The sequence below is a fragment of the Micromonospora sp. CPCC 205739 genome (assembly GCF_036906795.1).
Classification (GTDB): Bacteria; Actinomycetota; Actinomycetes; order Mycobacteriales; family Micromonosporaceae; genus Micromonospora.
This window is the reverse complement of sequence record NZ_JBAKHS010000030.1, coordinates 22,807-47,448: the sequence shown is the minus strand read 5'-3', so window position 1 is coordinate 47,448 and position 24,642 is coordinate 22,807. Positions and strand designations below refer to the sequence as shown.

The 24,642-nt window shown below is 70.0% G+C and carries 21 protein-coding genes, 1 tRNA gene and 1 pseudogene; 13 read left to right on the top strand and 10 right to left on the bottom strand.

Features of this window, described 5'->3' with window-relative positions; genetic code table 11:
- Positions 1-254 precede the first annotated feature (254 nt).
- The 4 genes from V6U88_RS27995 to V6U88_RS27980 all read right to left on the bottom strand — a co-directional run bounded on the left by V6U88_RS27995 (position 255) and on the right by V6U88_RS27980 (position 4,056).
- A complete protein-coding gene (locus V6U88_RS27995; protein ID WP_334457542.1) occupies positions 255-512 on the bottom strand; it encodes a hypothetical protein in 258 nt (85 codons plus the stop codon).
- 92 nt (positions 513-604) lie between these two features.
- Positions 605-2,002, bottom strand: a complete 1,398-nt coding sequence (locus V6U88_RS27990) for a S8 family peptidase (RefSeq protein ID WP_334457539.1) — start codon at positions 2,000-2,002, stop codon at positions 605-607.
- A 500-nt stretch (positions 2,003-2,502) separates the two neighbouring features.
- Positions 2,503-2,943 (bottom strand): VOC family protein, encoded by a 441-nt coding sequence (locus V6U88_RS27985; protein WP_334457536.1) that lies wholly within the window; start codon positions 2,941-2,943, stop codon positions 2,503-2,505.
- 183 nt (positions 2,944-3,126) lie between these two features.
- Positions 3,127-4,056, bottom strand: coding sequence for a hypothetical protein (locus V6U88_RS27980; RefSeq protein WP_334457534.1), 930 nt, complete (start codon positions 4,054-4,056; stop codon positions 3,127-3,129).
- A gap of 152 nt (positions 4,057-4,208) precedes the next feature.
- Here V6U88_RS27980 and V6U88_RS30420 point away from each other — a divergent pair, with 152 nt between their 5' ends.
- Positions 4,209-4,760 (top strand): hypothetical protein, encoded by a 552-nt coding sequence (locus V6U88_RS30420; protein ID WP_442934712.1) that lies wholly within the window; start codon positions 4,209-4,211, stop codon positions 4,758-4,760.
- Here V6U88_RS30420 and V6U88_RS30415 read toward each other — a convergent pair.
- From V6U88_RS30415 to V6U88_RS27960, 4 genes and pseudogenes are all read right to left on the bottom strand, one after another.
- Positions 4,759-4,911 (bottom strand): annotated as a pseudogene (locus tag V6U88_RS30415) (DNA cytosine methyltransferase); the annotation flags it as partial. The gene V6U88_RS30420 and the pseudogene V6U88_RS30415 overlap by 2 nt on opposite strands.
- Positions 4,912-4,917: 6 nt before the next feature.
- Positions 4,918-5,067, bottom strand: a complete 150-nt coding sequence (locus tag V6U88_RS27970) for a hypothetical protein (protein ID WP_334457530.1) — start codon at positions 5,065-5,067, stop codon at positions 4,918-4,920.
- Entirely contained in the window at positions 5,064-6,095 is a 1,032-nt protein-coding gene (locus tag V6U88_RS27965; protein ID WP_334457529.1) for a TRM11 family SAM-dependent methyltransferase, read from the bottom strand. Before V6U88_RS27965 ends, V6U88_RS27970 begins: the two co-directional genes overlap by 4 nt.
- Positions 6,088-6,984, bottom strand: coding sequence for a hypothetical protein (locus V6U88_RS27960; RefSeq protein ID WP_334457528.1), 897 nt, complete (start codon positions 6,982-6,984; stop codon positions 6,088-6,090). Before V6U88_RS27960 ends, V6U88_RS27965 begins: the two co-directional genes overlap by 8 nt.
- Positions 6,985-7,833: 849 nt before the next feature.
- Here V6U88_RS27960 and V6U88_RS27955 point away from each other — a divergent pair.
- From V6U88_RS27955 to V6U88_RS27945, 3 genes are all read left to right on the top strand, one after another.
- Entirely contained in the window at positions 7,834-8,712 is an 879-nt protein-coding gene (locus V6U88_RS27955) for a hypothetical protein (RefSeq protein ID WP_334457526.1), read from the top strand.
- A 673-nt stretch (positions 8,713-9,385) separates the two neighbouring features.
- Positions 9,386-10,393 carry a hypothetical protein gene (locus V6U88_RS27950; RefSeq protein WP_334457524.1) on the top strand — a complete coding sequence of 336 codons (1,008 nt, stop codon included), beginning with the start codon at positions 9,386-9,388 and terminating at the stop codon, positions 10,391-10,393.
- 254 nt (positions 10,394-10,647) lie between these two features.
- On the top strand, positions 10,648-11,043 hold the full coding sequence (locus V6U88_RS27945; RefSeq protein WP_334457522.1) for a hypothetical protein: 396 nt from the start codon (positions 10,648-10,650) through the stop codon (positions 11,041-11,043).
- A 149-nt stretch (positions 11,044-11,192) separates the two neighbouring features.
- Here the strand turns inward: V6U88_RS27945 and V6U88_RS27940 are convergent, their stop codons facing one another.
- Positions 11,193-11,648: a hypothetical protein gene (locus V6U88_RS27940; protein WP_334457520.1), complete on the bottom strand. Its 456-nt coding sequence runs from the start codon at positions 11,646-11,648 to the stop codon at positions 11,193-11,195.
- Between the two features lie 1,138 nt (positions 11,649-12,786).
- Here V6U88_RS27940 and V6U88_RS27935 point away from each other — a divergent pair.
- The 8 genes from V6U88_RS27935 to V6U88_RS27900 all read left to right on the top strand — a co-directional run bounded on the left by V6U88_RS27935 (position 12,787) and on the right by V6U88_RS27900 (position 21,971).
- Positions 12,787-13,170 (top strand): pilin, encoded by a 384-nt coding sequence (locus V6U88_RS27935; protein WP_334457518.1) that lies wholly within the window; start codon positions 12,787-12,789, stop codon positions 13,168-13,170.
- Positions 13,171-13,173: 3 nt separating this feature from the next.
- Complete coding sequence (locus V6U88_RS27930) at positions 13,174-14,094, top strand: hypothetical protein (protein ID WP_334457516.1); 921 nt, start codon at positions 13,174-13,176, stop codon at positions 14,092-14,094.
- 47 nt (positions 14,095-14,141) lie between these two features.
- Positions 14,142-15,071, top strand: coding sequence for a PrgI family protein (locus V6U88_RS27925; RefSeq protein ID WP_334457555.1), 930 nt, complete (start codon positions 14,142-14,144; stop codon positions 15,069-15,071).
- Entirely contained in the window at positions 15,068-16,855 is a 1,788-nt protein-coding gene (locus V6U88_RS27920) for a VirB4 family type IV secretion system protein (protein WP_334457514.1), read from the top strand. The genes V6U88_RS27925 and V6U88_RS27920 overlap by 4 nt, the downstream gene beginning before the upstream one ends.
- On the top strand, positions 16,852-19,407 hold the full coding sequence (locus tag V6U88_RS27915) for a helicase HerA domain-containing protein (RefSeq protein ID WP_334457511.1): 2,556 nt from the start codon (positions 16,852-16,854) through the stop codon (positions 19,405-19,407). Before V6U88_RS27920 ends, V6U88_RS27915 begins: the two co-directional genes overlap by 4 nt.
- A gap of 419 nt (positions 19,408-19,826) precedes the next feature.
- Positions 19,827-20,402 (top strand): ArsR/SmtB family transcription factor, encoded by a 576-nt coding sequence (locus V6U88_RS27910; protein ID WP_334457509.1) that lies wholly within the window; start codon positions 19,827-19,829, stop codon positions 20,400-20,402.
- Positions 20,402-21,715, top strand: a complete 1,314-nt coding sequence (locus tag V6U88_RS27905) for an MFS transporter (protein WP_334457507.1) — start codon at positions 20,402-20,404, stop codon at positions 21,713-21,715. Before V6U88_RS27910 ends, V6U88_RS27905 begins: the two co-directional genes overlap by 1 nt.
- 128 nt (positions 21,716-21,843) lie before the next feature.
- Positions 21,844-21,971, top strand: a tRNA-OTHER gene (locus V6U88_RS27900).
- A 115-nt stretch (positions 21,972-22,086) separates the two neighbouring features.
- On the opposite strand, the gene V6U88_RS27895 is transcribed toward V6U88_RS27900, so the two are convergent.
- Positions 22,087-22,806 carry a hypothetical protein gene (locus V6U88_RS27895; RefSeq protein WP_334457506.1) on the bottom strand — a complete coding sequence of 240 codons (720 nt, stop codon included), beginning with the start codon at positions 22,804-22,806 and terminating at the stop codon, positions 22,087-22,089.
- Positions 22,807-23,281: 475 nt separating this feature from the next.
- Here V6U88_RS27895 and V6U88_RS27890 point away from each other — a divergent pair, with 475 nt between their 5' ends.
- Complete coding sequence (locus tag V6U88_RS27890; RefSeq protein WP_334457505.1) at positions 23,282-24,193, top strand: replication-relaxation family protein; 912 nt, start codon at positions 23,282-23,284, stop codon at positions 24,191-24,193.
- Positions 24,194-24,642 lie beyond the last annotated feature (449 nt).

Sequence of the window (24,642 nt, the reverse complement as noted above, 5' to 3'; positions counted from 1 at the left end):
GCGCCCTGACGCTACGGGCTGCAGACCCGCGCATCTGACTCCATGAGACAAGTCAGGGGTTTGTTCGGCTCGAAGTAGCGTTGCCCTCCCGGCTCGACAACCCAGGTGGATCGAGCATCGGAGGACCTGTTGAGCGTCACGTCGGATCGCGTGGTCATCGGTGTGAACCCGCAGAAACGCTCCGCCACCGTCGAGGTCATGGCCACCGACGAGACGATCGTCGGCGCCGGACGCTTCAACACCGACCGCGACGGCTACACGGCCATTAAGAAGTACGCCAAGCAGTGGCCGAACCGGGTGTGGGCGATCGAAGCCCAGTTGACCGTGGGCATGAGCTTGTCGACGTTCGGGGTCTGCCCCTGCTGGAGGGTGCAGATTTCATTCAGCAACACCTGCACGTCGAAGACGCGCAGCGTGACGCCGGGTTCCTGCTCAGGGGCGGCGCCGGCCGGAGAGGCCCGGAGACCGATGGCGGCCAGGGTGAGGGCGAGCGCTGCCAGGATAGGGCGCACGGCATTCGAGACCGTGAAGCGGGCGCGCCTGCCCGAGGTCGAGCCGCTACCGGTCGGCCCGTCAACGGTGGTCCCCCGGTTGTGCGGCGTGGTTAGACGGCTCCGACGGTGGCCGCGGCGTCGGCCAGACCGGCGCCGCAGCCTCCGGAACAGGTCCCCGGGATGGCCCGGGCGTTGGCCTTGAGCGCCGACTCCACGCCCGCCGGGGTCAGGGTCGACGTCTTGGCGAGCATGAGCGCCGCGATCCCGGCCACGTGCGGCCCCGACATGCTGGTGCCCATGTAGGTCGTGTAGCTGGCGCTGCCGGGCGTGGTGGTGCCGGCGTTCATGGTGGACAGCACGCCGTTCTCCGGGGTCGTCCGGGAGCCCGCCGGGTCGGTCTCCAGACGTACCTCACCACCGGGCGCGGACAGGTCCACCGTGGTCCCGTAGTTGGAGTAGAAGGCACGGTTACCGTCTCGGTCGAGTGCCCCCACCGTGACGACGTTGTTGCAGCTCGCCGGGCTGAAGCCGCTGGCGTTGGCGTTGCTGTTGCCGGCCGAGACCACCACCGTCGTGCCACGGCGCACCGCAGAGGTGATGGCGTTCTGGTACGTCCGGCTGCACGCACCGCTGCCGCCCAGGCTCATGTTGATGACCTTCGCCGGCGTCGCGTTGGCCGCGATGCCGGAGACGGAGCCACCGGAAGCCCAGACGATCGCGTCGGCGATGTCGGAAGTGGTGCCGCCGCACTTGCCGAGGACTCGGACATGCTGCACCTTGGCGCTGGGCGCCACCCCGGCGACTCCGACGCCGTTGTTGCTCACCGCCGCGATGGTGCCGGCCACGTGGGTGCCGTGCCAGCTCGAGTTGCTCGCCTTTGAACCGGTGCCGCACTCACCGGCGGTGGCGTTCCAGTCACCCTCGTCCTGCGGGTTAGCGTCCCGGCCGTTCCCGTCGCGCGCGTTGGTCGAGCTGCTGATGAAGTCGTAGCCGGCGACGGTGTTGGCGTCCAGGTCGGGATGCGCCGTACGCCCGGTGTCCAGCACCGCGACGACGACCCCGCTGCCGGTGGAGGTGTCCCAGGCAGCCGGCGCGTTGATGCCGGCGGTCGTCTCGTAGTAGTGCCACTGGGCGGGGTAACTCGGGTCGTTGGGCGCCGACAGCGCGTACATGGGGATGTCCGGCTCGGCGTACTCGACGTCGCCGCGCGCGACGAGTGCCCCCAGCAGGCCCGACGTGCGGGCGTTGGCCCGCACGACGTGCGCGCCGGTCGCCAGCTGGCGGGTTTCGGCGAGGTTGACTCCGAAGCGTTCGCCGAGCTGGCGCAGCGCGGCGCCGCGGTCGGTGCCGGCCCTGAACTTCACGATGTACTGGTTCGTCGGGCTGTCGGCGGACGCCGGCGCCGGTGCCGGGGGCGCCGCCGACGCCGGCGCCGTCAGCGCGGTGCTCGCCGCGAGGGCCGCTGCGGCCGTCGCCGCCACGGCGAGGGTTGAACGCGTTCGTGTCACGTTTCCTCCCAATGATGTCCGCCCTGGTCAGCGGCACGACCGGACGTTAATTGCCTGATGGCAATGTTTCAATGGGCTGTCCGGTCCGACGCAGCTGCCGATCGACGGCTGCCATCACCACGGAGCCCGCCAGACCGGCTGGTAACACGACGAGCGGCAGCCGCCAGGCGGTGTCGTCGGAGCATCTGGTGTCGGAACATGCGGCCCGTGCGTCATCGCGGCGAGTTGTCGGACGACGAGCGGAGTTCCTGTCGCGGTTCTGCCGTCGGCGGTGACCGGTGGTCAGCCACGTGTCGACACCGGCGTGGGCTGCCGTTTCGTCGTGCGCCTGCCGACCGGCTGAATTGAAGGGTGGTGCGGCCACCGCCAGGAGCTGAGCCTGACGGCCACTTCCACTGGCCGGCGTGTTCCTGACGTGTGGGCCAGTGAACGGAGTGATCTACGGCTGGTCCGGTGTAACCCACGTGGTGGAAGACGAGTGCCGGCCCAGAGGTTCGCGGTCAGTCCGCCTTCTGTAGCTTTTCAGCGAACATCACCAGAATGCCGCTGGGGCCGCGGAGGTAGGTGAGCTTGTAGACACCCTCGTACGTGGCGACACCGCGGAGCGGGTGACAGCCGTGCCTGGCGGCGACCTCGAGGGCGGCGTCGATGTTGTCCACGGCGAAGCAGACGCGGTGCATGCCAATGGTGTTCGGTTGGACGGGCTCGGCCTCGATCGCGTCCGGGTGCACGTACTGGAACATCTCGATACGACCGTTGCCGTCGGGCGTCTGAAGCACGGCGATGTCGGCGGTGTTGCCGTCCAGACCCACGGCGGTGTCAGCCCACTCGCCGCTGATCCGGGCGCGTCCGAGCACCGTCAGGCCGAGGTCGGTGAAGAAGGCGATGGCGGCTTCCAGGTCGCGGACGGCGATGCCGACGTTGTCGAGTCTGATGGACATGGGTTCTCCTATGTCAAGCCGTGGCCGGCACGAGGTGCCTGCCGTGATCGTTGGGTCGGGTCTCGGCGGCGTTGGAAGACGGTCAGGCGGATGCCCGGTCGGCGATTGGGCGACGGCGAAGCGCCGGTTCGATCGGTGCGACGGGCGCCAGGCGCCGTCGGCCCGGTGCAGCTTGGTTACCAGCTAGTCGCGTCCGTACCGGCCCGGCGACAGCTCGTACACGCATTGGATGTTTTGGGTGCGAAGGAGGGCCAGCAGGTCGTTCCCCGGTCGGGCCGGCAGGAGGACGGCACGCTGAGGCGGGCCGGGAATGTGGCGGCTGTAGTCCAGCAGTTGCCCGACCGCCATGCGAACGGCTTCGCGGGTGGCCACTCCCTTCGCCTCGTAGAGCACACCGGCAGTCTGGTCGAACAGGTCGGTGTAGAGGTCGTACGGTTCGCCGGGCGGCCTGATGCGGTACCGGGTGCAGGTGTGCCCCAACGTTTGGAGGTGCGCCTGGTAGCGGGCCATGAGGTCGGCCTCGCGCTTGACGGCCACGGCACTTTCCGAGCTGGGAAGCGAGTAAGTATTCATGCCGATCCTCTCGACCGGTACCGCCTCGGCGCTTCCGGCCGGTGTGACCGCCGCGGAGACCGGGACGGGTTCGGCAGTTGAACCGGCTGGTAAAGCCCGCAAAGTGGCGAGGTGAGACCACCAGAGCCGTTCGAGTTGCTCATCGGACGGCGGGTACAGACGCTGCCCTGACCCGAGAACGTGATTCCAGTGGTGTGCTGGTACCCCTGCCAGCAGTTCCTCGACCGACAGGCGGTCCCCCACCGGCAGCACGGTGTCCCAGCGCAGGGCGATGTACCAGGCCTGGCGGGTCGGGTCCTCCCAGTGGGAGTCGGCGAAAACACCGCTCCCGGTCACGGTTCCGCTTGCGACGATGCCGCGCTCACTGTTCTGACGGAACAGGAAGACCCGGTCCCCGCGCCCCAGCTCACCCCGGCGTGACCCGACACTCCACCGACAGGGAACCGCCTTACCAGCCGCTGTACGTTTCACGTCCCGCGCATAGTGATCAGACGGATAGCCAGATTCCCCAGCGTCCCAGGTCAGAATGACGGTGATCATGATGTGAGCATCACGGGAAGCGGGCTGCGGCGGTATCAGGCAATCGGACGCCAGCAGATGCGGTGTCCGAAGCTGTTGGACTTCAACAGCTTCGCATTGACGGCGAATTTGATGCCAACCATAAGTTGCCGCTAGATGACACCCTTGGGCCGATGGACGCGTTCGTCTCACAGCTACCGGCGCTACTGGGCGTCGTCGTCGGCGCCCTGGGTACAGGTCCGGCGACCTTCCTGTCCGCCAGAAGCCAGTGGAAGCGCGGTCAGGCCGTGCGATTAGACGAACGGCGATTGGAGGCGTACAGCGAGTTCGCCCAGGTGCTCAAGGAGATCCAGGCGGTATCGCTGAAGGTTCTGGCCACAGCGGCCGACGACAAGTACCGCTCGGGGTTGGACAAAGCCGCGGCGCTACCTCGGCTCGCTTACGCCGACATCAGGCACACCCTCGTATGGGAGAACCTCCTGCTGCTTGGGGACGCCACCACCGTCGCTGCAGCACAGGACTGGCGGGAGGCTGTCTGGAGGCTCGAGCACCGAGCCCGTGGCGTCGGGGAGACTTCCGAGCGGCGGATCGGTCGCTCAATCCGACCGTCTTCAGCAACGCGTCGCTTCCTCCTTCGAGAGCAACAACGTCGAGTCCGCGCCGGCGGAGGGCGGCGACGTTCTCCACGAACACGAGCGGTGGTCGAAGTACGCGAAGGGCTTTAGTGACGTGGTGCCAGAGGCTGGAGTGGGGTCCGGTGATGCCGGCGCGTTTGCCGGCGTTGGAGATGCCCTGGCAGGGGAACCCGGCGGTGAGGACGTCGACGGGCTCGACACGGGTCCAGTCGACGGTGCGGATGTCCCCGAGGTTGGGCACGTGCGGTCAGTGATGTTCGCAGACGGTGCGGGCGTGTCGGTCGGTTTCGGCGTACCAGGCGAGCCGGCCGCCGAGCACCAGCTCGACGGCCAGGTCGAGGCCGCCGTAGCCGGTGCACAGTGATCCGATGAGCGGCCTGGTGGGACGGGCATTCAACCTCCCTCCCCCGGATTTTCGGCCGCGTCCCGGCCGGCCCAGCCCTGGCGGCCGCTGGCTTCTCCTGGGGAGCCCGTCAGCTCGCCGAGACTCGCGGAGGTTGTCGGTCGTCGGAAGATGAGCACGTCTTCGTGGGTGATCAGGTGCAGTGGGGTGCCGGCGGTGCGGGCCTTGCGTACGGCCTGGAGTTGGAAGAACGACGGGCGGGCGACGAGGTGCCCGTCGCGGACGGCCGCGAGGAGGGCGACGCACCGCTCGGTGGGGATCAGGCCGGCGCGGGTGCCGGCGGCGATGACGGCGGAGGGCAGGTCGACCAGTTGGCCGTTCTTGCGCCACGGCCGGGCGGTGACCACCACGGTGCCGCCCGGGCGCAGCAGTGTCGCGCAGCCGGCGAGGATCTGTTCGAAGCCGTCGGTGAGGCCCGTGAGGTCGCGGTAGGCGAGGTTCCCCCGGTCAGTGCCGTCGTTGTAGGCGTTGTCGTACTTCGCCACCCCGTCCGCGCCCGGCCGGACCAGGCCGTGCACGGTCGGCCCGTACGGCGGTGAGGTAACCACGAGGGTGACCTGCCCGGCGAGGGCGGCGGGCAGCCGGGACAGGATGCGGGTGGCGTCGCCGCGGACCACGGATGCCCGGCCGGTGGCGCCCTGGCTGTGGGCGTGGGTGATGTTGGCGTCGGCGATGTCCGACCAGCGGGACTCGTACTCCACCCCGATGGCGTCGCGGCCGGCGTGGACGGCCTCGACGAGGGTGGTGCCGATCCCACACATCGGGTCCAGGATCAGGTCGCCGGGTTGGGTGTAGGCGTGCACGGCGTGCGCGGCGATGGCCGGGAGCATCCGGGCGGGGTGCTTGACCGACTCCGGCACGTACCGGCCGCGGCGCTGCACCGGTCCCGTCCGCTGCGCGGTCGCCCACACCGACAGCACCTCTGGGCTCGGCTCGGCGCGCTGTGGGCTGAAGTCGGTGTCCTCGGCTGCGGTGGTGGGTGGCTGGTGCGGGTCGGCAGGGAACGGCGGGTGCTCAGCCACGGCGGCCGCCCTGCCGGCGAGAGCCGCGCTGCGGGTCCGGCGCCTGGTGCTGGCTGAACACGAGCAGGTCGGCATGCACCCGCAGGTGCGCAACCTGCCAGTGCTCGCCGGTCTGCTGGGCGAGGCTGAGCAGTTCCTCGTCGGTGACGTGGTAGACGAACGCGTCGCCGTCGGTGTCGGCGCCGACCGCGACGATGTGCTGCAGGTAGCCCAGCCCGACCTCAGAGGCGGCGGTGGCGACCGGGGTGAAGTCCTCCGGCCTGCCGGAGGTGATGGGGACAGTGACGACGAGGATGAGGCAGCCGCCGGGGCGCAGCAGGCGCGCGCACGTGGTCAGCAGCCACGCCAGCCGAATCCGGTTGCTGGAGTCGGCGGGGTCCAGGGGCCAGCAGGCCACGACCAGGCTTGTGGCCTCCTGCAGCGACGTGCCGCCGGACGGCGGGGTGGCCTGCTCTCCTATGGGGGGCAGGTCGGGGTCGGTGAGGTCGTCACCGAACCAGGCGTGCAGGTCCGGCAGGTCGCTGTCGTCGGACACCTCGGCAGGGGTGTGGCGGGCCGGCGGGGTGGCCGGTCCGACGATGAGGCTGGACGCGTCGGTGAACCAGCCCGGGTGGTGCCGGCGCCGACCGGCGGCGCAGGCAGCGCTCAGAGCGTGGCCGCCGGTCAGGTCGACGACGGCGTCGCCGGGGCGGCTGTAGGCGGCCACGAGCCGGTAGGCCAGGCGGGCGCCGATGGCGCGGCCGGTGTCGGCGTCGGTGCGGACGGTGCGCCACACCGTGACCGGGACCGGCGGGTCACCGGCCACAAGGTCGATCAAGGTCGGGTCGACGCCGATGGGGTCGACGGCATGGGCAGGGTCGTGGGGATGCTGCGGCGTGTGCTCGTTCATGTGGTGTCGGCTCCGCGCCGCGCGGTCGGTGCGCTGACATCCCCAAACCGGCGTTTGTGTGCTCCGGCGAACGCCCCCGGATCTCACAGCGGCACACAGGGACTCACAACGCTCGCAGCAGGTGGGCCTTGGCGCCGGTCTACCTGCTGACGATGTCGGTGAAGGAAGCGGGCTTCGTCGACGAACCTGATCGAGGTTGGACGTTGTCAGGGCACGAATATCTCGGCCGGTCTGCGCTGTCAGACACCCGGTGTTACTGACACGCGCCGCATGTCAGTGGCACCCGTCGATGGCGGCGCCGGTGGGGTCTTGCGTGAGAACGGCGCCGTGTCATCGCTGATCATGTCCGCCTGCCGTTGACATGACATTCGATCCAGGCACGGGCAGCGGTGCCATCACGGATGGCACCGATGTCCGGGCGGCACTGCCGACCCCACGTCAGATTCGGCGCCGGTGACATCGCGCCGCCGGGCGATGTCACCGGCGCCCGGGGAGAGTCGTTGCGAGTGGCCGTGAGTGGCTGTGAGCGTCACGTCCACGCCAGCGTCCTCGTCGGAGCGCGTCCGGCTGACGGGCGCCAGCAAGCCCGGGCAACCGGTGAGATGAGCATCTGGCCTGTGTCAAAGCCCAGCTCAAGTACACCGACACAAGCGGACAGGATTGATGTGGCTCATTGTCAGAGATCGACTGGCGGAAGCGGTGTCACGATCGGCGGCGGGGTGTCGCAGGGTGCCGGCCTGCGCTGTGAGGGGTCTGTGTGCCCGCCGTGGCGCAATCGGTGCCGACGCGCGGCCACGGCAGCGCGGCGATGTCATTCGACAACCCCTTCTCTGACATGGGAGTAGTGACATGAACGTGTCCGCCACGGACTGGCTGAGCTCGCCGCTGGACGCCGCCGACGCCGCCTTCGCGGCGTTGACATGCCAGCCGGAGCCCCTGACACTCGACCTCCACAGCTGCGGCCCCGACGACGACGGTGCGCCGTCGGGTGTCATGGCACTGCCGGCGCTGCGCGACTGGCTCCTGCGACATCCCCGCGCCTACGCCGTGCGGGACGGCGTGTGGCGGGAACTGGTCCGCCGTGCGCGCCTGGACGAACCGGCGTGGGTGATCGCCGCAGTCGGGATGGCCATGCCGGCGCTGCGCCGCTATGCGGGGCAGTTGTGCGCCGGCTACCCCGGTGACCCGGACGACATGGACGGCGAGGTCCTCACCGGTTTCCTGACCGCCCTACGCGACCGCGTCGACCTTGCCAAGGACGCCCCGTACGCGGCGCTGTGCCGGGCGGCGTGGCGCGCCGGGCACCAGCTGCGTCTGCAGGCCAGCGAGTACACCATCATCGCCGACGTCGAGCACCTGACCGGCCCCCGCACCCCTAAGGCGCCCTACGGGCATCCCGACGTGCTGGTGTGCCGTGCGGTCGGCTTGGGCATCCTCGACGCCGAGGACGAGCAGCCCTACATCGACGTGCGGCTCGGACGGCGGGCGATCGAGCCGATCGCCGCCGGACTCGGTGTCACCGTCGACGCCCTGCGGATGCGCCTGGGCCGCATCGACACCCGCATCGCCGACGCTCTCGCCGCCGGCCTGCTCACCGGCATCGCGTCCCCGCAAGCCGTCGAAGCCCTCGCGGCCAAGGCCGGGCACCGGGCGGCCACCCGCGCCGCCCGGGCCACCGCCCGCCCACACGCCACGCACGCGGCGTCCCCGGCGGCGGCAGCCGCCTAACCCACGCACCGAAACCCCTCATCGATAACCCGACGACCAGCACCACCCCTGCGGCGCCTTCACCGCCATCGTCCAGGTGAGGGCGTCGCCTCGTGTTTCCGGCCGCTCGCGCCCGTCTCAGGCGGACGCTGCCGGTCGCAGACCGAAGCGGATGTGAAGAGCCGTGGGAGAAGCCGACGGCATGCGTCGCTGTCCAGACCGGTGGATGCCGCGGCTCATTCGCACTTGTCTGCGTACGAGTCACCGTGCGCAGCGAGGTACGGCTGAACATGCACAACGTCGTGTAGACGGACGCTGAGATGAGAGCGGGCAGTTTCGCACCTCCAACCGCTTCCGAGCCGACCAGCGGTGCCTCAGCGAGACCCATGGGGACTCTCGATGGCCATCGTGACCTTCCGCGACCAGCGATGCGCCATCGCCATGGCGGCGCATCCGCTTCTAGCCGATGAGCGGATGCCTTGTCTGCGCCTGAGGGGTGATGGGCGCCTGATGCCTTGGGGTGTAGCAGCCGGTAGCGGGAACCCGGGCATCTCGCCTTACGGAGGTGGAACGTCTCGTCGCGCTATGCAGCACTCACAAAGATCTGACCGGATGACCAGCGGGCTCTGCGACGGCTCCTCTCCTCCTCAGCGCCACGTGGTTGGATGCAGGCCGATGATCAGGAGAGAGAATCATGACGCGCACGACCCCACCGCGTCCGTTGGATGTGGTCTCGTTGTTTCCGGAACTGGCAGCGAGGGCCAGGACCGCCACCCGCCTTCATCCCCGCCCAGGAGACCCGACCGTGCATGACAGCTCGGTGGGTGGGCCTTTGCTGTGGCCGGTAGGCGAGGCCTGGCCGACATGCAGCGACGAGCACGAGCCGTACGAGTTGACGACGCTGGAGGACGTCCGCACGCGTCGACGCATCCTCGCCGCAGCGTGGCAGCGGCCGAGGCCGCCGGGAACGAATCTGCTCACTCCCGATGAGAAGGTGGTCGTAGACCGCGTAGATGCCGGTTACGACCCGGTGCTGCTGCCGGTGGAGCCGCTGCCGCTCATCCCGCTGGCGCAGCTCTACGCCCGGGACGTCCCTGATCTGCCCTGTCCCGATGGCACGGACATGCTTCAGGTGCTGTGGTGCCCGTTCGACGAAATCATGGATGCGCGGTCGGCGGTGCACCTACGGTGGCGGCGGTCCACAAGCGTGCGGAACCTGCTGGTGCACCCGCCCGAGCCGGCCTTCGTCGGCCAGGGCTATTACGTGCCGGAACCTTGCGTTCTGAACCCAGAGCAGGTCATCGAGTACCCGGCTTATCACGAGCTGGATGACAAGCTGGCGGATCGCATCATTTCCCGAGAAAGGGAGCTCCTCCAGTCACCGGACGAGAAGCAACCGGGTTACAGGGGCGATCTGTCAATCGCTCCCGGTTGGAAGGTCGGTGGCTGGTCCGCCTCCTTTACCTTCCGGAGCCCGGCGGGCCCTGATGAGCTCCGGTGCTGCGGCGCTCCGCTGGAACCCCTTCTCACCATCCCCAGCGACGAATGGGACGGCGACAGCCGCAGCTGGCGTCCCATCACTGAGGAGGACGAGTCGGTCGACCACACCCCGACCCAGGTGGAAATTGGTCGTGGCTACACACTCCAGGTCTACCGGTGCACCGCCTCGCAGGAGCACCCACCGGTCACCATCATGCAGTAACTGAGTCGATGCACGCTCATGCCGCCGACCGCGCGTCCCGGCTCGGGCATTCATCGCCCTGGTGCAGCCGTCGCGGTTGCCGCCGGTACCGTGGTGCCGGTGCACTGGGACGAGGGCGCTGCGGAATCCGCCGCAGGTGGTCCGGGACGATCGCCAGCGCCTCTACGCGCCGCCGTGATCCGGAAGGTCGCCCCGAGGATCCGGATCGTGATGCCGGAGTACCTCACCGCCTACACGTTCTGCAGTGACGTGCCATGATGCGGTCGCTGGTGCCGGCCGCCGTACTCGGCGCTCTGCTGTGGGGTGGCCGGGGAGCCGTACGGGCATGGCGGTCGCCCGGCGGCTGGGTCCGGCTCGCCCTGATCACCGCCTCCTGCACCCTGCTGCTGTACGTCTACGGCCTGTTCAACAGGGCTGCCTACGATATCGGCGAGACGTGCGACTGGCTGGGCCAGCACTACGACACCGGCTACCGGACCGAGCACTGGCGGGAGCCGGGCCGGTGGTTTCCGCTGCACAACCGGTGCAACGCCGGCTACGACCTGGTACCGGCGTACGTCAATCCGTCGCTCGTTATCCTCGCCGTCCTCACCCTCGGCTGCGCCGTCATGGCAGTTGTCCTGATCGTCACCGGTCGACGTCGGCGCTGAACGGGCCCACCGTGGCGCACTCATCTGGCCGCCGATCGGGCGTCACGGTCGGGCGCGAGTGGTTGGGCAGCGAATACCTGGCCCTGTCGAGACGAGTGCGCCGCGATGGGTGTGGCCCGGTAGGAGATACCGGACGCAGATCAGATGAGTCAGTAGCCCGGCTCGCCGCCAGCGGCGAGCCGCGCCGCTGCCTCGGCGGGGGTGTCGTCGTAGCCTGGCCGGGCCAAGAGCACCGATTGGAAGAAGTGGCCCTGCGGCTCGTCCGGGTCGTCGTCCGCGGCGAACGGCCGCCATAGTGCGAGGTATAGCTCCCGCGCGGTGAACCCGTCGTCGTTCTCGCTCGGCACGATGTCGACGTGGCGACGCAGCCGCTCAACGACCTCGAGCGCGGGCAGCCCAAAGACATCGACATCGCGGTACCGCACCAGGTCCCGCTCCTGCGGACGCCACACCTCGATCGCGATGACCCGCCCCCGTGTTGGTCCGACCCCGAATCCCACGCTGAACCCCAGCCCGCTCGGCAGGTGCACGGCCAGCTCGCCTTGGGCGGTCGGCGTCAGCCGGCCGAGGGTTTGGAGTGCCCCGCGGGCCTCGTCGATCGTCATCCCGAGCGATAGCGGGCCTACCCCGCGAGGTGGATCGAGTACCAACTCCATTCGCTGATCATCGCAGCCCGCTCATGGGCGTCAGCGATCGGATCATCGGCGACGACCTACCGGGCCGAGTTCACCACCGACCCAGCCGTCCTGTGCGGAGGCGACGGCGGCTCGGCGCTCTGCGGTGGCTACGGCAGCTTTCTGGCCTGGCTCGCCCTCGCCACCGCCTACCGTGACCCAGGCCTGGCGGAGGCCGTCTACGACGGCGGTCCTGCCGGAGAGACTCCGGTGCGTCCCGTCCTGCAGAAACCTTGATCAGGTATCCACATCTGGGCGCACGCCAGATGAGAGCCACACCAACCTGCGGTGGGCAGCCGCGATGAGAGCGACTCCGCCGGTCACCTCGACCAAGCCTGGCCTGGCTGCGGTCGTAGCACCAGTCAATAGGTAGCCGCGATCCGCGCGGCCACTTGGGAGCAAGATAAGTGACATTCGGTAATCACGATCTCGGCCTGGCTCGGACAGCGTTCGCCGACAGAAGCCAATGGCCGGATCGATCGCACAGGTGCTGGAGCGTCGTAGTCAATCGTCGAACGTCGCTTCGGAGCTTGCACGTTCGGCCGTACTCGGCTGGGCACGGTGAGCCGTACGCCGACAGCACTCCCAGAGGGATGGCCGCGCGGTGAATGGTGCGCGCCGCTGTTGGGCGATGAGACAGCGCCGGGGGGGCGTCAGGCTCTCGACCTCGGCTTGGCCATAGCAAGTTGACCTGCCCTGTGAGCGCCGCCGCCCCCCACTGTGGGCGCGTGCGAGCCGAGGTGAGAAGCGAGGGCGTTCGCCAGAGCACACAAGCGCCGGTTTGGGGGTGCGGGACTTCTCGCGGCGCCCATGGTGCCCTGAGGATCCCGCCCGCCGCCGGGCCCGCACAACCTCGGGCCGCCCGCGAGCCGGACGCCTCGGGTGCCGCGCAGTGCTTGGTGCGCTGACACCTCATCGAACACACCGCTACCCGACAAGGGAGGACGAGCTCCTCCCGGGGACGGGCCGGTTCGTGACGCGTTCCCGCGTGCCCGGCGGCGGCCCCCCTTGACCGCCCACTAACGCCCCGCCGCATCCCACACCGGCGGGGCCGGAGGTGACCCAGCCCATGTTCCGCATCCCGGCGCGCCTGCGTGCCCTCACCCACTCCCCGGCCGCCCGCCGCGTCGGCCATGTCGCCGCCGTGACCGCACAGGCCGCCGTGTTCCTGTCCGTTCCCGCTACCGCCTACGCCGACCCCGGCATGCCGGTGCTGGCGGTTAACTCGCTGCCGGTGGTGATCGCCAACCTGCAGACGTGGCTGATGGGCATCCTCGCCGCGCTGGCCACCCTGTTCCTCGTCCTGGCCGGTGTCTACTGGGCGACCGCCGGCGGTGACCCGGCGCAGGTCGACAAGGCCAAGGGTGCGCTGAAGAACGCCCTGGTCGGCTACGGCCTGGCGGTGCTGGCCCCGGTCCTGCTGCAGGTCGTCCAGGGAATCGTCGGGGGCTGACTCATGGGCTTCCTGCTGGACCAGATCCTGGACTGGCTAGCGACGGCGATCCTGGCGACCCTGGACGCGCTGTTCGGGGTGATCAGCAGCGTCCTGCTGGTCACCCCGAACGTCACCGGCCTGCCGCAGGTGCAGGCGCTGACCGGTCGCTCCGTGTTCGTCGTCGACACCGTCTTCGTCCTGGCGTTCCTCGCCGCCGGTGTGCTCACCATGACCGCCGGCGGCGGCGAGGAATCCCGCTACAAGGTCAAGGATCTCCTCCCTCGGCTGATCGTGGGGTTCGTCGCCGCCCACTTCTCGCAGCTGTGGTGCGGCATGCTCATCGACCTCGCCAACGCCCTCACCGCCGCCCTCACCACCCCGGAAGGGGGCAGCGACGGAGCGCTGCGGGCGATCAAGACCCACCTCACCGCCGGGCAGGACAAGACGGCGGCTCTGCTGTTCGTCGTCTGCGTCGCCATCATCGCCGTCCTGCTCGCCGGCACCGCCTTCAGCGTGATCGTCCGCTTCGCCGTCGTGCTCGTCCTCACCGCCGCCGCTCCCCTCGCTCTGGCCTGCCACGCGCTGCCGCAGACCGACCCGGTCGCGCGGCTGTGGTGGAAGTCGTACGCCGGGGTACTCGCCGTGCCGGTGGTGCAGGGCTTCACCCTCTACGCGGGCCAGTGGATGCTCACCGACCCGGATCATCTGCTGCCCGTACTCGGGCTGCCGGTGGATCCGGACGGGGTGATCAACCTGTTCGTGGTGATGGTCATGCTGTGGACCACGCTGCGGGTGCCCACCCTGATGCGCCGCTACGTGGCCACGGGCGACAGCGGACGCGGGGCGAACATGCTCGGCGCGGCCGTGCGGGTGATCGTCGTGCAGCAGATGACTCGCTCCGTTCCCGGCCTCGGCAGGGCGCTGAGGGTGGTGGGCCGATGACCGGCCGAGAATTCTCGAAGGCCAGCATTGAGGCGGGGCGGGCGCGGATGCCCGCCGACGTCGATGCCCCCGACAAGGTCCTCTACGGGCTGACGTTCCGGCAGCTGGCGATCCTCGCCGTCGCGGCCCTCGTGTTCTACGGCGCCTGGCGTGCCCTGCACCAGGTGGTGCCCGCCCCGGTGCTCGTCGGCGCTGCCGTCGTGGTCGGTGGGCTGGTGTTCGGTGTCGCCGTGGGCCGCCGCGACGGTCTCTCGCTGGATGCGTGGCTGTTGGCCGCCGTCCGTCATTCGCGGGCGCCGCGGGCGCTGTCGACGACCGACACGATGTCGAAGACTCCGGACTGGGTGCAGGCGCCCAATAACAGGGTGGTGCTGCCGGCGCCGCTGAAGCTGCCCGCCGACGCCATCGACGACGGCGGGGAGATCCGCCTCGGCGGCGCGCGGGCGGCGTTGGTCGCCGCCACCACCGTCAACCTCGCCCTGCGCACGCCGGACGAGCAGGCCGCCCTGGTCGACACGTTCGGCCGCTGGCTCAACAGCCTGTCCACGCCGACGCAGATCGTGGTGTCCGCGCAACCGGTCGACCTGCACTCCGCCGCCCACACCCTCGCGCAGACAGCCGAGAAGCTGCCTCACCCGGCCCTGGCCGACGCGGCGGCCGACCATGCCCGGTTCCTCGACGACCTCGCGGCGCGGCGGGATCCGCTGCGCCGGCAGGTCCTCATCGTCACCCGCACCAGCGCCGGCGAGCGGGGCGAGCACACCGCCCGCCGCCGCGCCGACGACACCGCCCGCGCCCTATCCGGCCTCGGCGTCACCACCCGCGCGCTGGACGGGGCGGCTGTCACCGCCGCGATCGCCGGCGCCGCCGACCCCTACCGGCCACCCCGACCCGGTGGGCTGGCCGCCCCCGACACCGTCATCACCACCCCGGCACCGCAGCAGCCTCGCCCACTTCGAAGGAGCCGACAGACATGAGGATCCGCAACCGACCTCACCCCGCCGATCGCGGCCGTCACGAGTTGGCCGCTGCGATCGCGCCCGCCTCCGTGGAGGTGACCCCGCGGATGCTGCGCGTCGGTGACGGCTACGCCGCCACCCTGGTGGTCACCGGCTACCCGGCCGAGGTCGGCCCCGCCTGGCTCGAACCGCTGCTGTCCTGGCCCGGCCGCCTCGACCTGGCGCTGCACATCGAGCCGCTGCCCGCGCCGGTCGCCGCCGCCCAGCTGCGCACGCAGCGGGCCCGCTTCGAATCGTCGCGACGGGCGGATGCCGAGCGGGGCAAGTTGCCCGACCCGTCGGTCGAAGCGGCAGCCGACGACGCGGCGGACCTCGCCGAGCGTCTCGCCCGCGGTGCGGCCAAGCTCTTTCGGGTCGGCCTCTACCTCACCGTGCATGCCCGCAGCGAAGACGAGCTCCTAGAAGCCTGCGCCCAGGTGAAGGCCGCCGCCGCGTCGACGTTGATCGAGGTGCAGCCGGCCACGTGGCGGCACCTCCCCGGCTGGACCACCACCCTGCCCCTCGCGTCGGATTCGCTGCAGGTGCGGCGCACCATGGACACCCAGGCTCTCGCGGCGGCGTTCCCCCTGGCCAGCGCCGACCTGCCCGCGCCGCTGCCCGGCGACCCGCCCGCCGAGGGCGGGGTGCTCTACGGGGTGAACCCGGACTCCAGGGGAATCGTGTGGTGGGACCGGTGGGCCCAGGAGAACCACAACTCGATCGTGCTGGCCCGCTCCGGCGCCGGCAAGTCCTACTTCGTGAAGCTGGAGATTCTGCGCAACCTCTACCAGCGGGTGCAGGTCGCGGTCATCGACCCCGAAGACGAATACCTCCGCCTCGCCGACGCGGTCGGCGGGGCCGTGGTCCGCCTGGGCGTGGCCGGAGTCAAGGTCAACCCCTTCGACCTGCCGGCCGGAGACACCCGCCCCGACGTCCTCACCCGCCGCGGGCTGTTCCTGCACACGCTCATCGCGGTGTTGCTCGGCCAGCAGCCGCCACCTGCCGAACGGGCGGCCCTGGACCGGGCGATCATGGCCGTCTACCGGCAGGCGGGCATCACCGCCGACCCGGCCACCCACCACCGGCCCGCCCCGCTCCTGCGCGACCTGGCCGCAATCCTGCGCGCCGACGACGACCCGGCCGCGGGCCAGCTCGCCGCCCGCCTCGCCCCCTGGGTGCAGGGCTCGTTCTCCGACCTGTTCGACGGACCCACCACCACCCGCCCGGACGGGCACCTCGTGGTGTGGTCGCTGCGACACCTGCCCGACGAGTTGCGCACCGTCGGCACCCTTCTCGCCCTCGACGCGATCTGGCGCGCCGTCGACACCCCCGGCCATCTGGCCACAAGACGGCTGGTCGTGGTCGACGAGGCGTGGCTGCTCATGCGCGACGGCGAGGGCGCCCGGTTCCTGTTCCGCATGTCCAAGGCCGCCCGCAAACGCCACGCCGGGCTGACCGTCATCACCCAGGACGTCGCCGACGTCCTGGGCACCGACCTCGGCCAGGCCGTCGTCGCCAACGCCGCCACCCAGATCCTGCTCAAGCAGGCACCACAGGCCATCGACGCCATCGGCGACGCGTTCGGCCTCACCGCCGGCGAACGACGCCTGCTCCTCGCCGCCCGCGTCGGCACCGGCTTGCTGATCTCCGGGACCAACCGGACCAGCTTCGAGGCCATCGCCTCCGACACCGAGCACCTGCTGTGCACCACCCGCCCGGCGGACCTGGTCGACCTCGACACCGAGGAGGCAGCCGACCTATGACACCACAGCACTCGATCCTCGCCGCCGTGCCGACGCCGCGCCCGTCCGGGCCGGGCACCGGCTTCCTCGTGCCACCGACCGGGCCGGGCCGGTGGGTCGTCGACGCTGCGGGGTGGGCGGCGCAGCGGCCGTGGCTGCTCGCCGTGGCCGCCGCCGCCCTGGTCGCCTCCGTCGCCGCCCGCAACATCCTCGAACTGTGGCGGCACCGGCGCCATGCCGACGCCGCCCGCCTGGTCACGATCGCCCCGCCACCCGAGGTCGACCCGCACAGCGCGTCCGCGTTGTGGGCCAACCTCGCCGGCACCCTCGCCCCATCTGGCCGCCGCCGGTGGCTCTACGGCAGCCCTCACGTGGTCTGGCAGTACACCTGGACCGGCCGGCGGCTGCTCATCTCCGTGTGGGTGCCCGGCACCGTGCCGCCCGGCGCGGTCGAAGCGGCCGTGCGCGCCGCCTGGCCGGGAGCCGCGTGCACCACCGACGACAGCACTGCACCCCCGATCCCCCTCGACGCAGGGGCAGCGGTGGGTGGGCGCCTGCTGCCCACCGCCGCGGAATGGCTGCCGTTGCACACCGACCACGACAACGACCCGCTGCGGGCGCTGATGTCCGCCGGCTCCGGGCTGCGCGCCGACGAGCACGCCTGCGTGCAGATCCTGGCCCGCCCCGCCACAGCACGGCGGGCACTGCGCGCCCGACGCGCGGCCGCCCGGCTGCGCGACGGCAGGACCCCGGTTCCCATCATCAACCCGGCCGCGCCGCTGCTGTGGCTCGTCGAGGCATTCCTGCCCGGCCGCACCGGCCCCACCACCCGGCCCGCCGCCGCAGCGGGGCGGCGGAACCCGGGGGTGGAGCGGGACGTGCGGGCGATCCTGGACAAGACATCCCACCCGATGTGGCAGACCAGCATCCGCTACGCCGTCGCCAAGAACACCCAGCGCGCCGGCGCCAGCCAGCTGGGGCGGCTACGCGGTCTCGCCGACACTATTGCCTCGTCGTTCGCGGTCTATTCCGGCCGTAACCGGCTGGCCCACCGCGCCCGGATGCCCGCACCTCTACACGTTCTCGCCTACCGGCGACTGGGTGGGGGGTTCCTGACATCCACCCCGGAGCTGGCGGCCCTCGCGGCGCTGCCCCGCGACCTCGCCGTGCCCGGCCTCGACCGGGCCCGCGCCAAGTCCATGCCCACCCCCGTCGCTATCCCGACCGGCGGGCGCGGCACGAAAGCCCTCGGCACTGCCGAGGTCGGCGGCCACGGCGTCGCTCTGTCCGTGCCCGACGCGCGCTATCACCTGCATGTGGTCGGATCCACCGGCTCCGGGAAGACCACCCTGCTGGTCAACATGGCCGTCGACGACATCAAAGCCGGCCGCGGCACCGTCGTCATCGACCCCCACGGCGACATGGTCCTCGACATCCTCGACCGGCTCCCCGCCTCCATCGCCGACCGGGTCGTGCTGTTCGACCCCGACCAGCCCAACCCACCCACCCTCAACCCGCTCTCCGGCGACGACCCCGACCTCGTCGTCGACAACCTCGTATCGATCTTCGGGAACATCTTCGCCAAAGCCTGGGGACCCCGCATGGACGACGTGATGCGCGTGGCCTGCCTGACCCTGCTCCGCCACGCCAACGTCACCCTCCAACACATCCCACCCCTGCTCAACAGCAAGCAGTTCCGGTCGGCCATGACAGTCAACCTCGACGACCCGGCCGGGCTCAGCGGGTTCTGGCAGTGGTACGACCAGCTCAACCCCGCCCTGCGTTCCCAGGTCATCGGACCCGTTCTCGCCCGCCTACGCGCGTTCCTACTGCGCGACTTCGTCAAACGCACCATGCGCTACCCGAAATCCAGCTTCGACATGGGCAAAGTCCTCGACGGCGGCGCGCTGCTCGTCCGCATCCCCAAGGGGCAACTCGGCGAGGACACCAGCAAACTGCTCGGCTCCCTGGTCCTGGCGCAGGTGTGGCAAGCCGCCACCGCCCGCGCCAAGATCGCCCCCGACAAGCGGCGCGACGCCACCCTGATCATCGACGAGGCACAGAACTTCCTCACCCTCGCCAACAGCCTCGACACGATGCTCGCCGAGGCCCGCAAGTACCGGCTGTCCCTCGTACTCAGCCACCAGGACCTCGCCCAGTTCCCCAAGGAACTCCTCGCCGCCGCATCCGCGAACGCCCGCAACAAGATCTACTTCTCCTGCGCGCCCGAGGACGCCCGCGTCCTCGCCCGGCACACCCTGCCCGAAGTCGACGAGCACGACCTGACCCACCTCGACGCCTACACCGCCGCCACCCGCCTCGTCGCCGACAGCCGGCAGACACCAGCGTTCACCATGCGCACGCGCCCACCGAAGCCGGTCATCGGCGAAGCCACCGCGATCCGGCAGATCGCCGCCGCCGCGATCACACCTCAGGACGCCAGCGCCATCGATACCCTCGTCGACCGATACTCCAGACCCTGGCAGGCCGACGTCAGCACCAGCACAGCCAGCACCAGCGGCAGAGACGGCGACACCACCAAGCAGGACAGCCGCGACACCCTCAACTCCTGACCACGTCCCCTGGCGGCCCTGTCGGAGTGATGGCTGGTGCTGACGGTCTCAGCCGCCCCATCCTGACGCTCGTTAGCATGCTGCCTTTGCCGCCATCGTCGCGGACGCCCTCACATTGCGAGATGAGTGCGCCCAACTCGGCTGAGGACGCGCAACGGATGAAATCGATCACGAGCCTTCGCCGGTGCCCTCGGCGGCCCCCATCTTGGGCGCAGTCCCCGAGACTCGAGTAGGAGCTGGATGTTCGCGCGCCGCATCGGCAACCTCCCGGTGGGCCTGCTCTCCGTTGATCGGCGCACGGGCGGCGACGAACGAGGCCCCAGGCCCGAACGGATCAAGTCGTAGCCAGCTTCGCTGTGGTTCGGCGATGCTCACAACATAGCTTGGCCAAGAAGTGTTGGCCAAGCTATGTTGGGTCAATGTCGTCCGGTCAGAAGAAGCAACTCACCGACCCGCAGGCGCTGCGCGCGCTCGCCCATCCCATCCGGCTCAAGCTTCTCGAACTGCTCACCGTCGACGGTCCGGCCTCAGGGCGAAAGCTGGCCGATCGGACCGGCGAGTCCACGGCATCCATCAGCTATCACATCGGTCAGCTGGCCAAGTGGGGCCTCGTCGAGCCCGCACCCGAGATGGCTGAAGGACGCGAACGGCCGTGGCGAGCAACCAGCCGAGGGATCACCTGGTCAGCGACCGGTGACGGCTCACCGGAGTTCGCCGCCGCCTCCCGGGCGCTGCGAGAGCAGTTCATCGCCCAGCGGCTCGCCGCCCTGGACGCCTACCAACGCCACCAGGACGACTTCGACACCGCCTGGCAGGAGGCGGCCTGGGTCGGCGAAGACATCGGCTACCTCGACCCCGACGAGCTGGTAGAGGTAACCGAGCGCATCAAAGCCCTCATCGGCGAGTACACCGCCGCCACACGACCCCGCACGGCGAACGCCCGCCGCGTCGCCTTCTTCGGATACGCCGTCCCCACGCACGACGGTCCAAGCTGATGCTGCACACACCGGGACTGCTCGCCCTGTTCGTCGCGAAGCTGCTGTCCACCTTCGGCTCCTGGCTCACCCTCCTGGCGCTGCCGTGGTTCGTTCTGGTGGCCACCGGCTCGCCGGTGAAGATGAGCGCGGTTCTGGCCGCAGAGTTCCTCGGCGTCGCGACACTGGGCCTGCCCAGCGGCAGGGTCGTGGCCCGGCTCGGTGTGCGGCGCACCATGCTGATCTGCGACGCGGCACGCGTACCGCTGATGGCGCTGATCCCGCTGCTGCATCAGACGGGATGGCTGAGCCTGCCGGCCCTGCTGGCGGTCTCGTTCAGTCTCGGTGCGTTCACCGCTCCCTACGTCTCCTCGCAGCGGCTCATCCTGGCCGACCTCCTCGGCCCGACACGGGGTACCGACGAGAAACTCCTCGCCCGCGCCAACAGCCTGATCGACGGTGCGACCAGAATCGCCGCCCTCGCCGGACCCGCCCTCGGCGGCCTGCTCATCGCCCTGCTCGGACCAGCCCAGGTCCTCTGGATCGACGCCGGCACGTACCTCGTCTCCTTCGTCATCCTGGCCGCCTTCGTCCGGCCGCCCGCAACCGTCGTGGCAGGCACGGACAGGGAGTCCTCTCGTGCGAGCCACGAGCAAGCCGCCACGTTCGCGGGCCTACGCCACGCGCTTCGCCACCGAGCACTTCGGCTCTTCGTGCTCGCCCTGACGTTGGTGACCATCTCGGTCCCCGCCATATTCATCTGCCTACCAGTGCTGGTCATGGATGACCTGGGAGGCGACCCTCGGACGCTAGGGCTACTCATCGCGGCAAACGGCGCCGGCCTCGCCATCGGCAGCCTGGTGGCCGTCACAGGCCTGGGCCGGATGAACAACACCGCCCTCACCGGCGCCGCCATGCTGCAATGCGCCCCGCTGTGGCTACTACTCGTCGATCAGACATTCGTCATGGCTAGCGGGCTGTTCCTGGTGGGACTGGCCACGCCGTTGCTAGCCGCAACGATCAACACCCGCGTCACCCTACGCACCCCGGCACCTATCCGACCTCACGTGATGACCGCAGTGACGACCACTGAAAACCTGGGGGCATTCGTCGGATACACCGCCGCCGGACCGGCGTTGCAACTCAACGGGCTACGCACAGTCTTCGCCGCGATAGCAACCCTGGCCGCCCTCGGCGCAATCACCTTCGCCATGGCCCTACGCGCCGACCACTCACGACCAGCCGTGCCGAGTCAGCGCCCTCGTGAACCCAGGCAACACCGGCATACGCCGGCGATCCACGAGCCTGCGGCAGGGACGGAATGCAATCCTTGACCGGGCAGTGGTTCTCGTTCAGAGAGGCGCACAAACGAACCGGCCAGTGCACTCATCTGCCGCCGACAGCGCGCGGCGCCGTCAAGAAGCCGGCTGCTCAGCCGGAAACGTACCGGCATAATGCGTCCGGACCGGTGGCAGAGCCGGGTTATTGCAGCGCTCAGAGTCGAAGGTCGGGCACGCACGGCCGGCTCGAGGGCGCGTGGGGCCGCTGGCGTGTCATGCCCCACCAGGGGTTCAAATCCCCTCCGGTCCGCGGCATCCTCTTCTGCCGCGCACCGTGAGCTAGGCAGGCCTGTGGCGTCACGGCATCGGCCTGCCTGACCATTGATCGCTGTGCCGAGCCCAGGTCGTGCGGCGGCGGCGTCGCGTCAGCGGGCCGCTTGCTTACCGACGGTGCAGGCTCGGATCGCGATGGTGACGTGGCTGCCCGCGGAGGGATCGATGACGCAGTGCAGCCCGAGGTCTGTGATGCGGCCGTCGCGTGCGTTCCACTCGCGGGCACCGGCGTCACGCCCCAAGATTGAGCCGAGCGAGTCGATCGTGGCCTTCCAGAGGTTCGGCCAGGCGCGGCGGGGCCCGACCACGAACGCAAGCTGGAGGGCGATACCCCCATCGGGAAATGGTTGAGCGGCGGTGATCTGGTCGCGGATCTGCCGCTTGTAGGCGGCGGTACTGGCCGACGCAGTCGTGCACACCTGCAGCGAGTACACCCCGCCGGGATCCTGGACAGTGTGCGTCTGGCACACCGCGACCGAGGACCTCGCTGCATGCCGCTTGGTCGCCCACACCGAGGCGAACTGCCGCCCGGTGCCCTTGGTCAGCTTCGGGACGAGCGGAAACAGGTAGTTGTCGAGGTCGTTGAGCGCGAACAGGGGCACGATGTCCGGCAGCCCGATGTCCACGCGCAGCGCGAGCGGATCCGGCGTGACGCGCAACTTCGGGGCGACGGCCGCCTGGACGTCGGCGGCAAACGCGGCGAAGCAAACCTGGCCAGGTGATCCAGCCGTGTCCCAGCTGGCCAGGGCAGGCGGAACACTCAGTGTGCTGCCCACGAACTCCGGGCGCGCATAGAAGACAGGCAAGGCCACAGGTCAAATCTATCGCCAGACCAGAGCTCGACCGCCCGTCGCGGCTGCCCGCTGCTCGAGCTGCGTTCTTCGTTTGCCTTCACGCCCATGGCGCTGTCCGCGCCTTGGCCCGGGTGGCGCAGTGCGCTGTCGCGCCGACGAGCGACTGCCCGCATGGCGTCTGACGGAGCGTCACGTATTGCGGAGGCACGCCCGCTCGTTGGTAGGGCCAGGCTTGGTCGTCCGGGTGGGATTATCTCCAGTTCGTCGGAACCAGATGGCGCTGTCGCGGCGGTTACGGATTTCCGTGGCCCCTTCCGCCGTGGCTTCACCGCACCTTCACCACCTCTCACCACCACACGCCGCTGAACGGCGCCCGGATGCTCCTGTCAGCGCAGCACACCACCCGTTTCCGCGCTGCGCCGTCGGCGGCGACAGCTCCAGACTCCCTCCCCACGGGAGGGAGTCTCCCTTCTACCTCCTGAGGAGATCCCTCATGTCCAGCGAATCCTCCTACCCCGCGTCTCGTCCGCCCTCGCCCCGGTCTCCGGCCAGTAAGACTCACCGGCTGTCCCAGCTGCGGCGGCTGACCCTGCGCGACCGGGAGCTGCTGGCGTGGCTCGCCGAGCACTATGTGCTGTCTACCGCCCAGATCACCCAGGCGCTGTTCCCGTCGGAGCGCTCGGCCCGGCTGCGCCTGGCCACCCTGCACCGCATCGACGCTGTGCACCGGTTCGTCGATGTGACCACCGGCGACAGCCAGCACCTCTACACCCTCGGCCCGCTCGGCATGCTCGTGCATCCCACCGCCTACACCGACCCCGAGCGGCCGGACGCCCGACCGCCACGCAGCAGCATCGAACGCACCGAACGCATCATCGGCAGCCCCCGGCTGCGGCACCTGCTCGGCACCAACCAGCTCTTCGTCGACCTGCTCGCCTACACCCGCACCGACCCGCACGCCCGCCTGCTGCGCTGGTGGTCCGAACAGCACGCCACCGCCGCGTACGCCTTCGCCGAGATCCGCCCGGACGGCCACGGCATCTGGACCGCCGCCGGCCGAACGGTGGGGTTCTTCCTCGAACACGACAACGGCACCGAACCGCTTGCCAGGGTGTTGCGCAAACTGCGCGCCTACGAACGCCTCGCCGAGTTCGGTCCCCGCTACCCCGTCCTGCTGCGCGTGCCCCACCGCCGCCGCGAGGCCAACCTGCTCGACGCCCTCGCCGGGGTACCCACCGCCATGCCCGTGGCCACCGGCCTGCACGACGAACACCCCGCGGGCCCCGCCTGGACCCTCACCACCGACCTGGGCCTGCGCCGATGGCTGCACGAACTGCCGTCGGACCATGGCCCCCACAACACCGCCACCAACCCCCACCGCTACACCCACCCCGACGGCCACTGACGCCCACGCCCGCGTCGCGGCTCACAGCCGCTCACACCCCAGGTCACCATCCCCCGGCACGCCTCACCAGGGTCAGTGGCTGTCAGACGGCAAGATCATCTGTGAATGATCGGCTCCCACAGCAGCAACTCCAGACCAGCGCCTGTTGATCTCTCACAGCGCAGGCCACGCCTCCTGTGTTCGGGATTTCCGGTCGAGCGGCGCTGTGAGAGCCCGTCGCTACCGTTCTCGGCAACACCACACCCACATATCGCTTCACCCGGTTCGGTCCCACCTCAGGGATCCCTCGCCGCACCCACCGGTGCGCCACGCCCACCCGCCTCGGCCGGTCGGCACGCGCCCCGCGCGGCGGCCCCTGACGGTCGCACCAACCATCCGCGCCACCCTCGCTGCCTTTCCCCGTTTGCCTGACCCGACCCATGCCCCTGGTGGGCCGGGCACCCCTGCGC

Coding starts and splice junctions, on each gene's coding strand:
- V6U88_RS27985 (WP_334457536.1), bottom strand. CDS start 2,943: ATGTCCATCAGACTCGACAACGTCGGCATCGCCGTCCGCGACCTGGAA.
- V6U88_RS27980 (WP_334457534.1), bottom strand. CDS start 4,056: ATGATCACCGTCATTCTGACCTGGGACGCTGGGGAATCTGGCTATCCG.
- V6U88_RS30420 (WP_442934712.1), top strand. CDS start 4,209: ATGGACGCGTTCGTCTCACAGCTACCGGCGCTACTGGGCGTCGTCGTC.
- V6U88_RS27960 (WP_334457528.1), bottom strand. CDS start 6,984: ATGAACGAGCACACGCCGCAGCATCCCCACGACCCTGCCCATGCCGTC.
- V6U88_RS27955 (WP_334457526.1), top strand. CDS start 7,834: ATGAACGTGTCCGCCACGGACTGGCTGAGCTCGCCGCTGGACGCCGCC.
- V6U88_RS27950 (WP_334457524.1), top strand. CDS start 9,386: ATGACGCGCACGACCCCACCGCGTCCGTTGGATGTGGTCTCGTTGTTT.
- V6U88_RS27945 (WP_334457522.1), top strand. CDS start 10,648: ATGATGCGGTCGCTGGTGCCGGCCGCCGTACTCGGCGCTCTGCTGTGG.
- V6U88_RS27940 (WP_334457520.1), bottom strand. CDS start 11,648: ATGACGATCGACGAGGCCCGCGGGGCACTCCAAACCCTCGGCCGGCTG.
- V6U88_RS27935 (WP_334457518.1), top strand. CDS start 12,787: ATGTTCCGCATCCCGGCGCGCCTGCGTGCCCTCACCCACTCCCCGGCC.
- V6U88_RS27930 (WP_334457516.1), top strand. CDS start 13,174: ATGGGCTTCCTGCTGGACCAGATCCTGGACTGGCTAGCGACGGCGATC.
- V6U88_RS27925 (WP_334457555.1), top strand. CDS start 14,142: ATGCCCGCCGACGTCGATGCCCCCGACAAGGTCCTCTACGGGCTGACG.
- V6U88_RS27920 (WP_334457514.1), top strand. CDS start 15,068: ATGAGGATCCGCAACCGACCTCACCCCGCCGATCGCGGCCGTCACGAG.
- V6U88_RS27915 (WP_334457511.1), top strand. CDS start 16,852: ATGACACCACAGCACTCGATCCTCGCCGCCGTGCCGACGCCGCGCCCG.
- V6U88_RS27910 (WP_334457509.1), top strand. CDS start 19,827: ATGTCGTCCGGTCAGAAGAAGCAACTCACCGACCCGCAGGCGCTGCGC.
- V6U88_RS27905 (WP_334457507.1), top strand. CDS start 20,402: ATGCTGCACACACCGGGACTGCTCGCCCTGTTCGTCGCGAAGCTGCTG.
- V6U88_RS27890 (WP_334457505.1), top strand. CDS start 23,282: ATGTCCAGCGAATCCTCCTACCCCGCGTCTCGTCCGCCCTCGCCCCGG.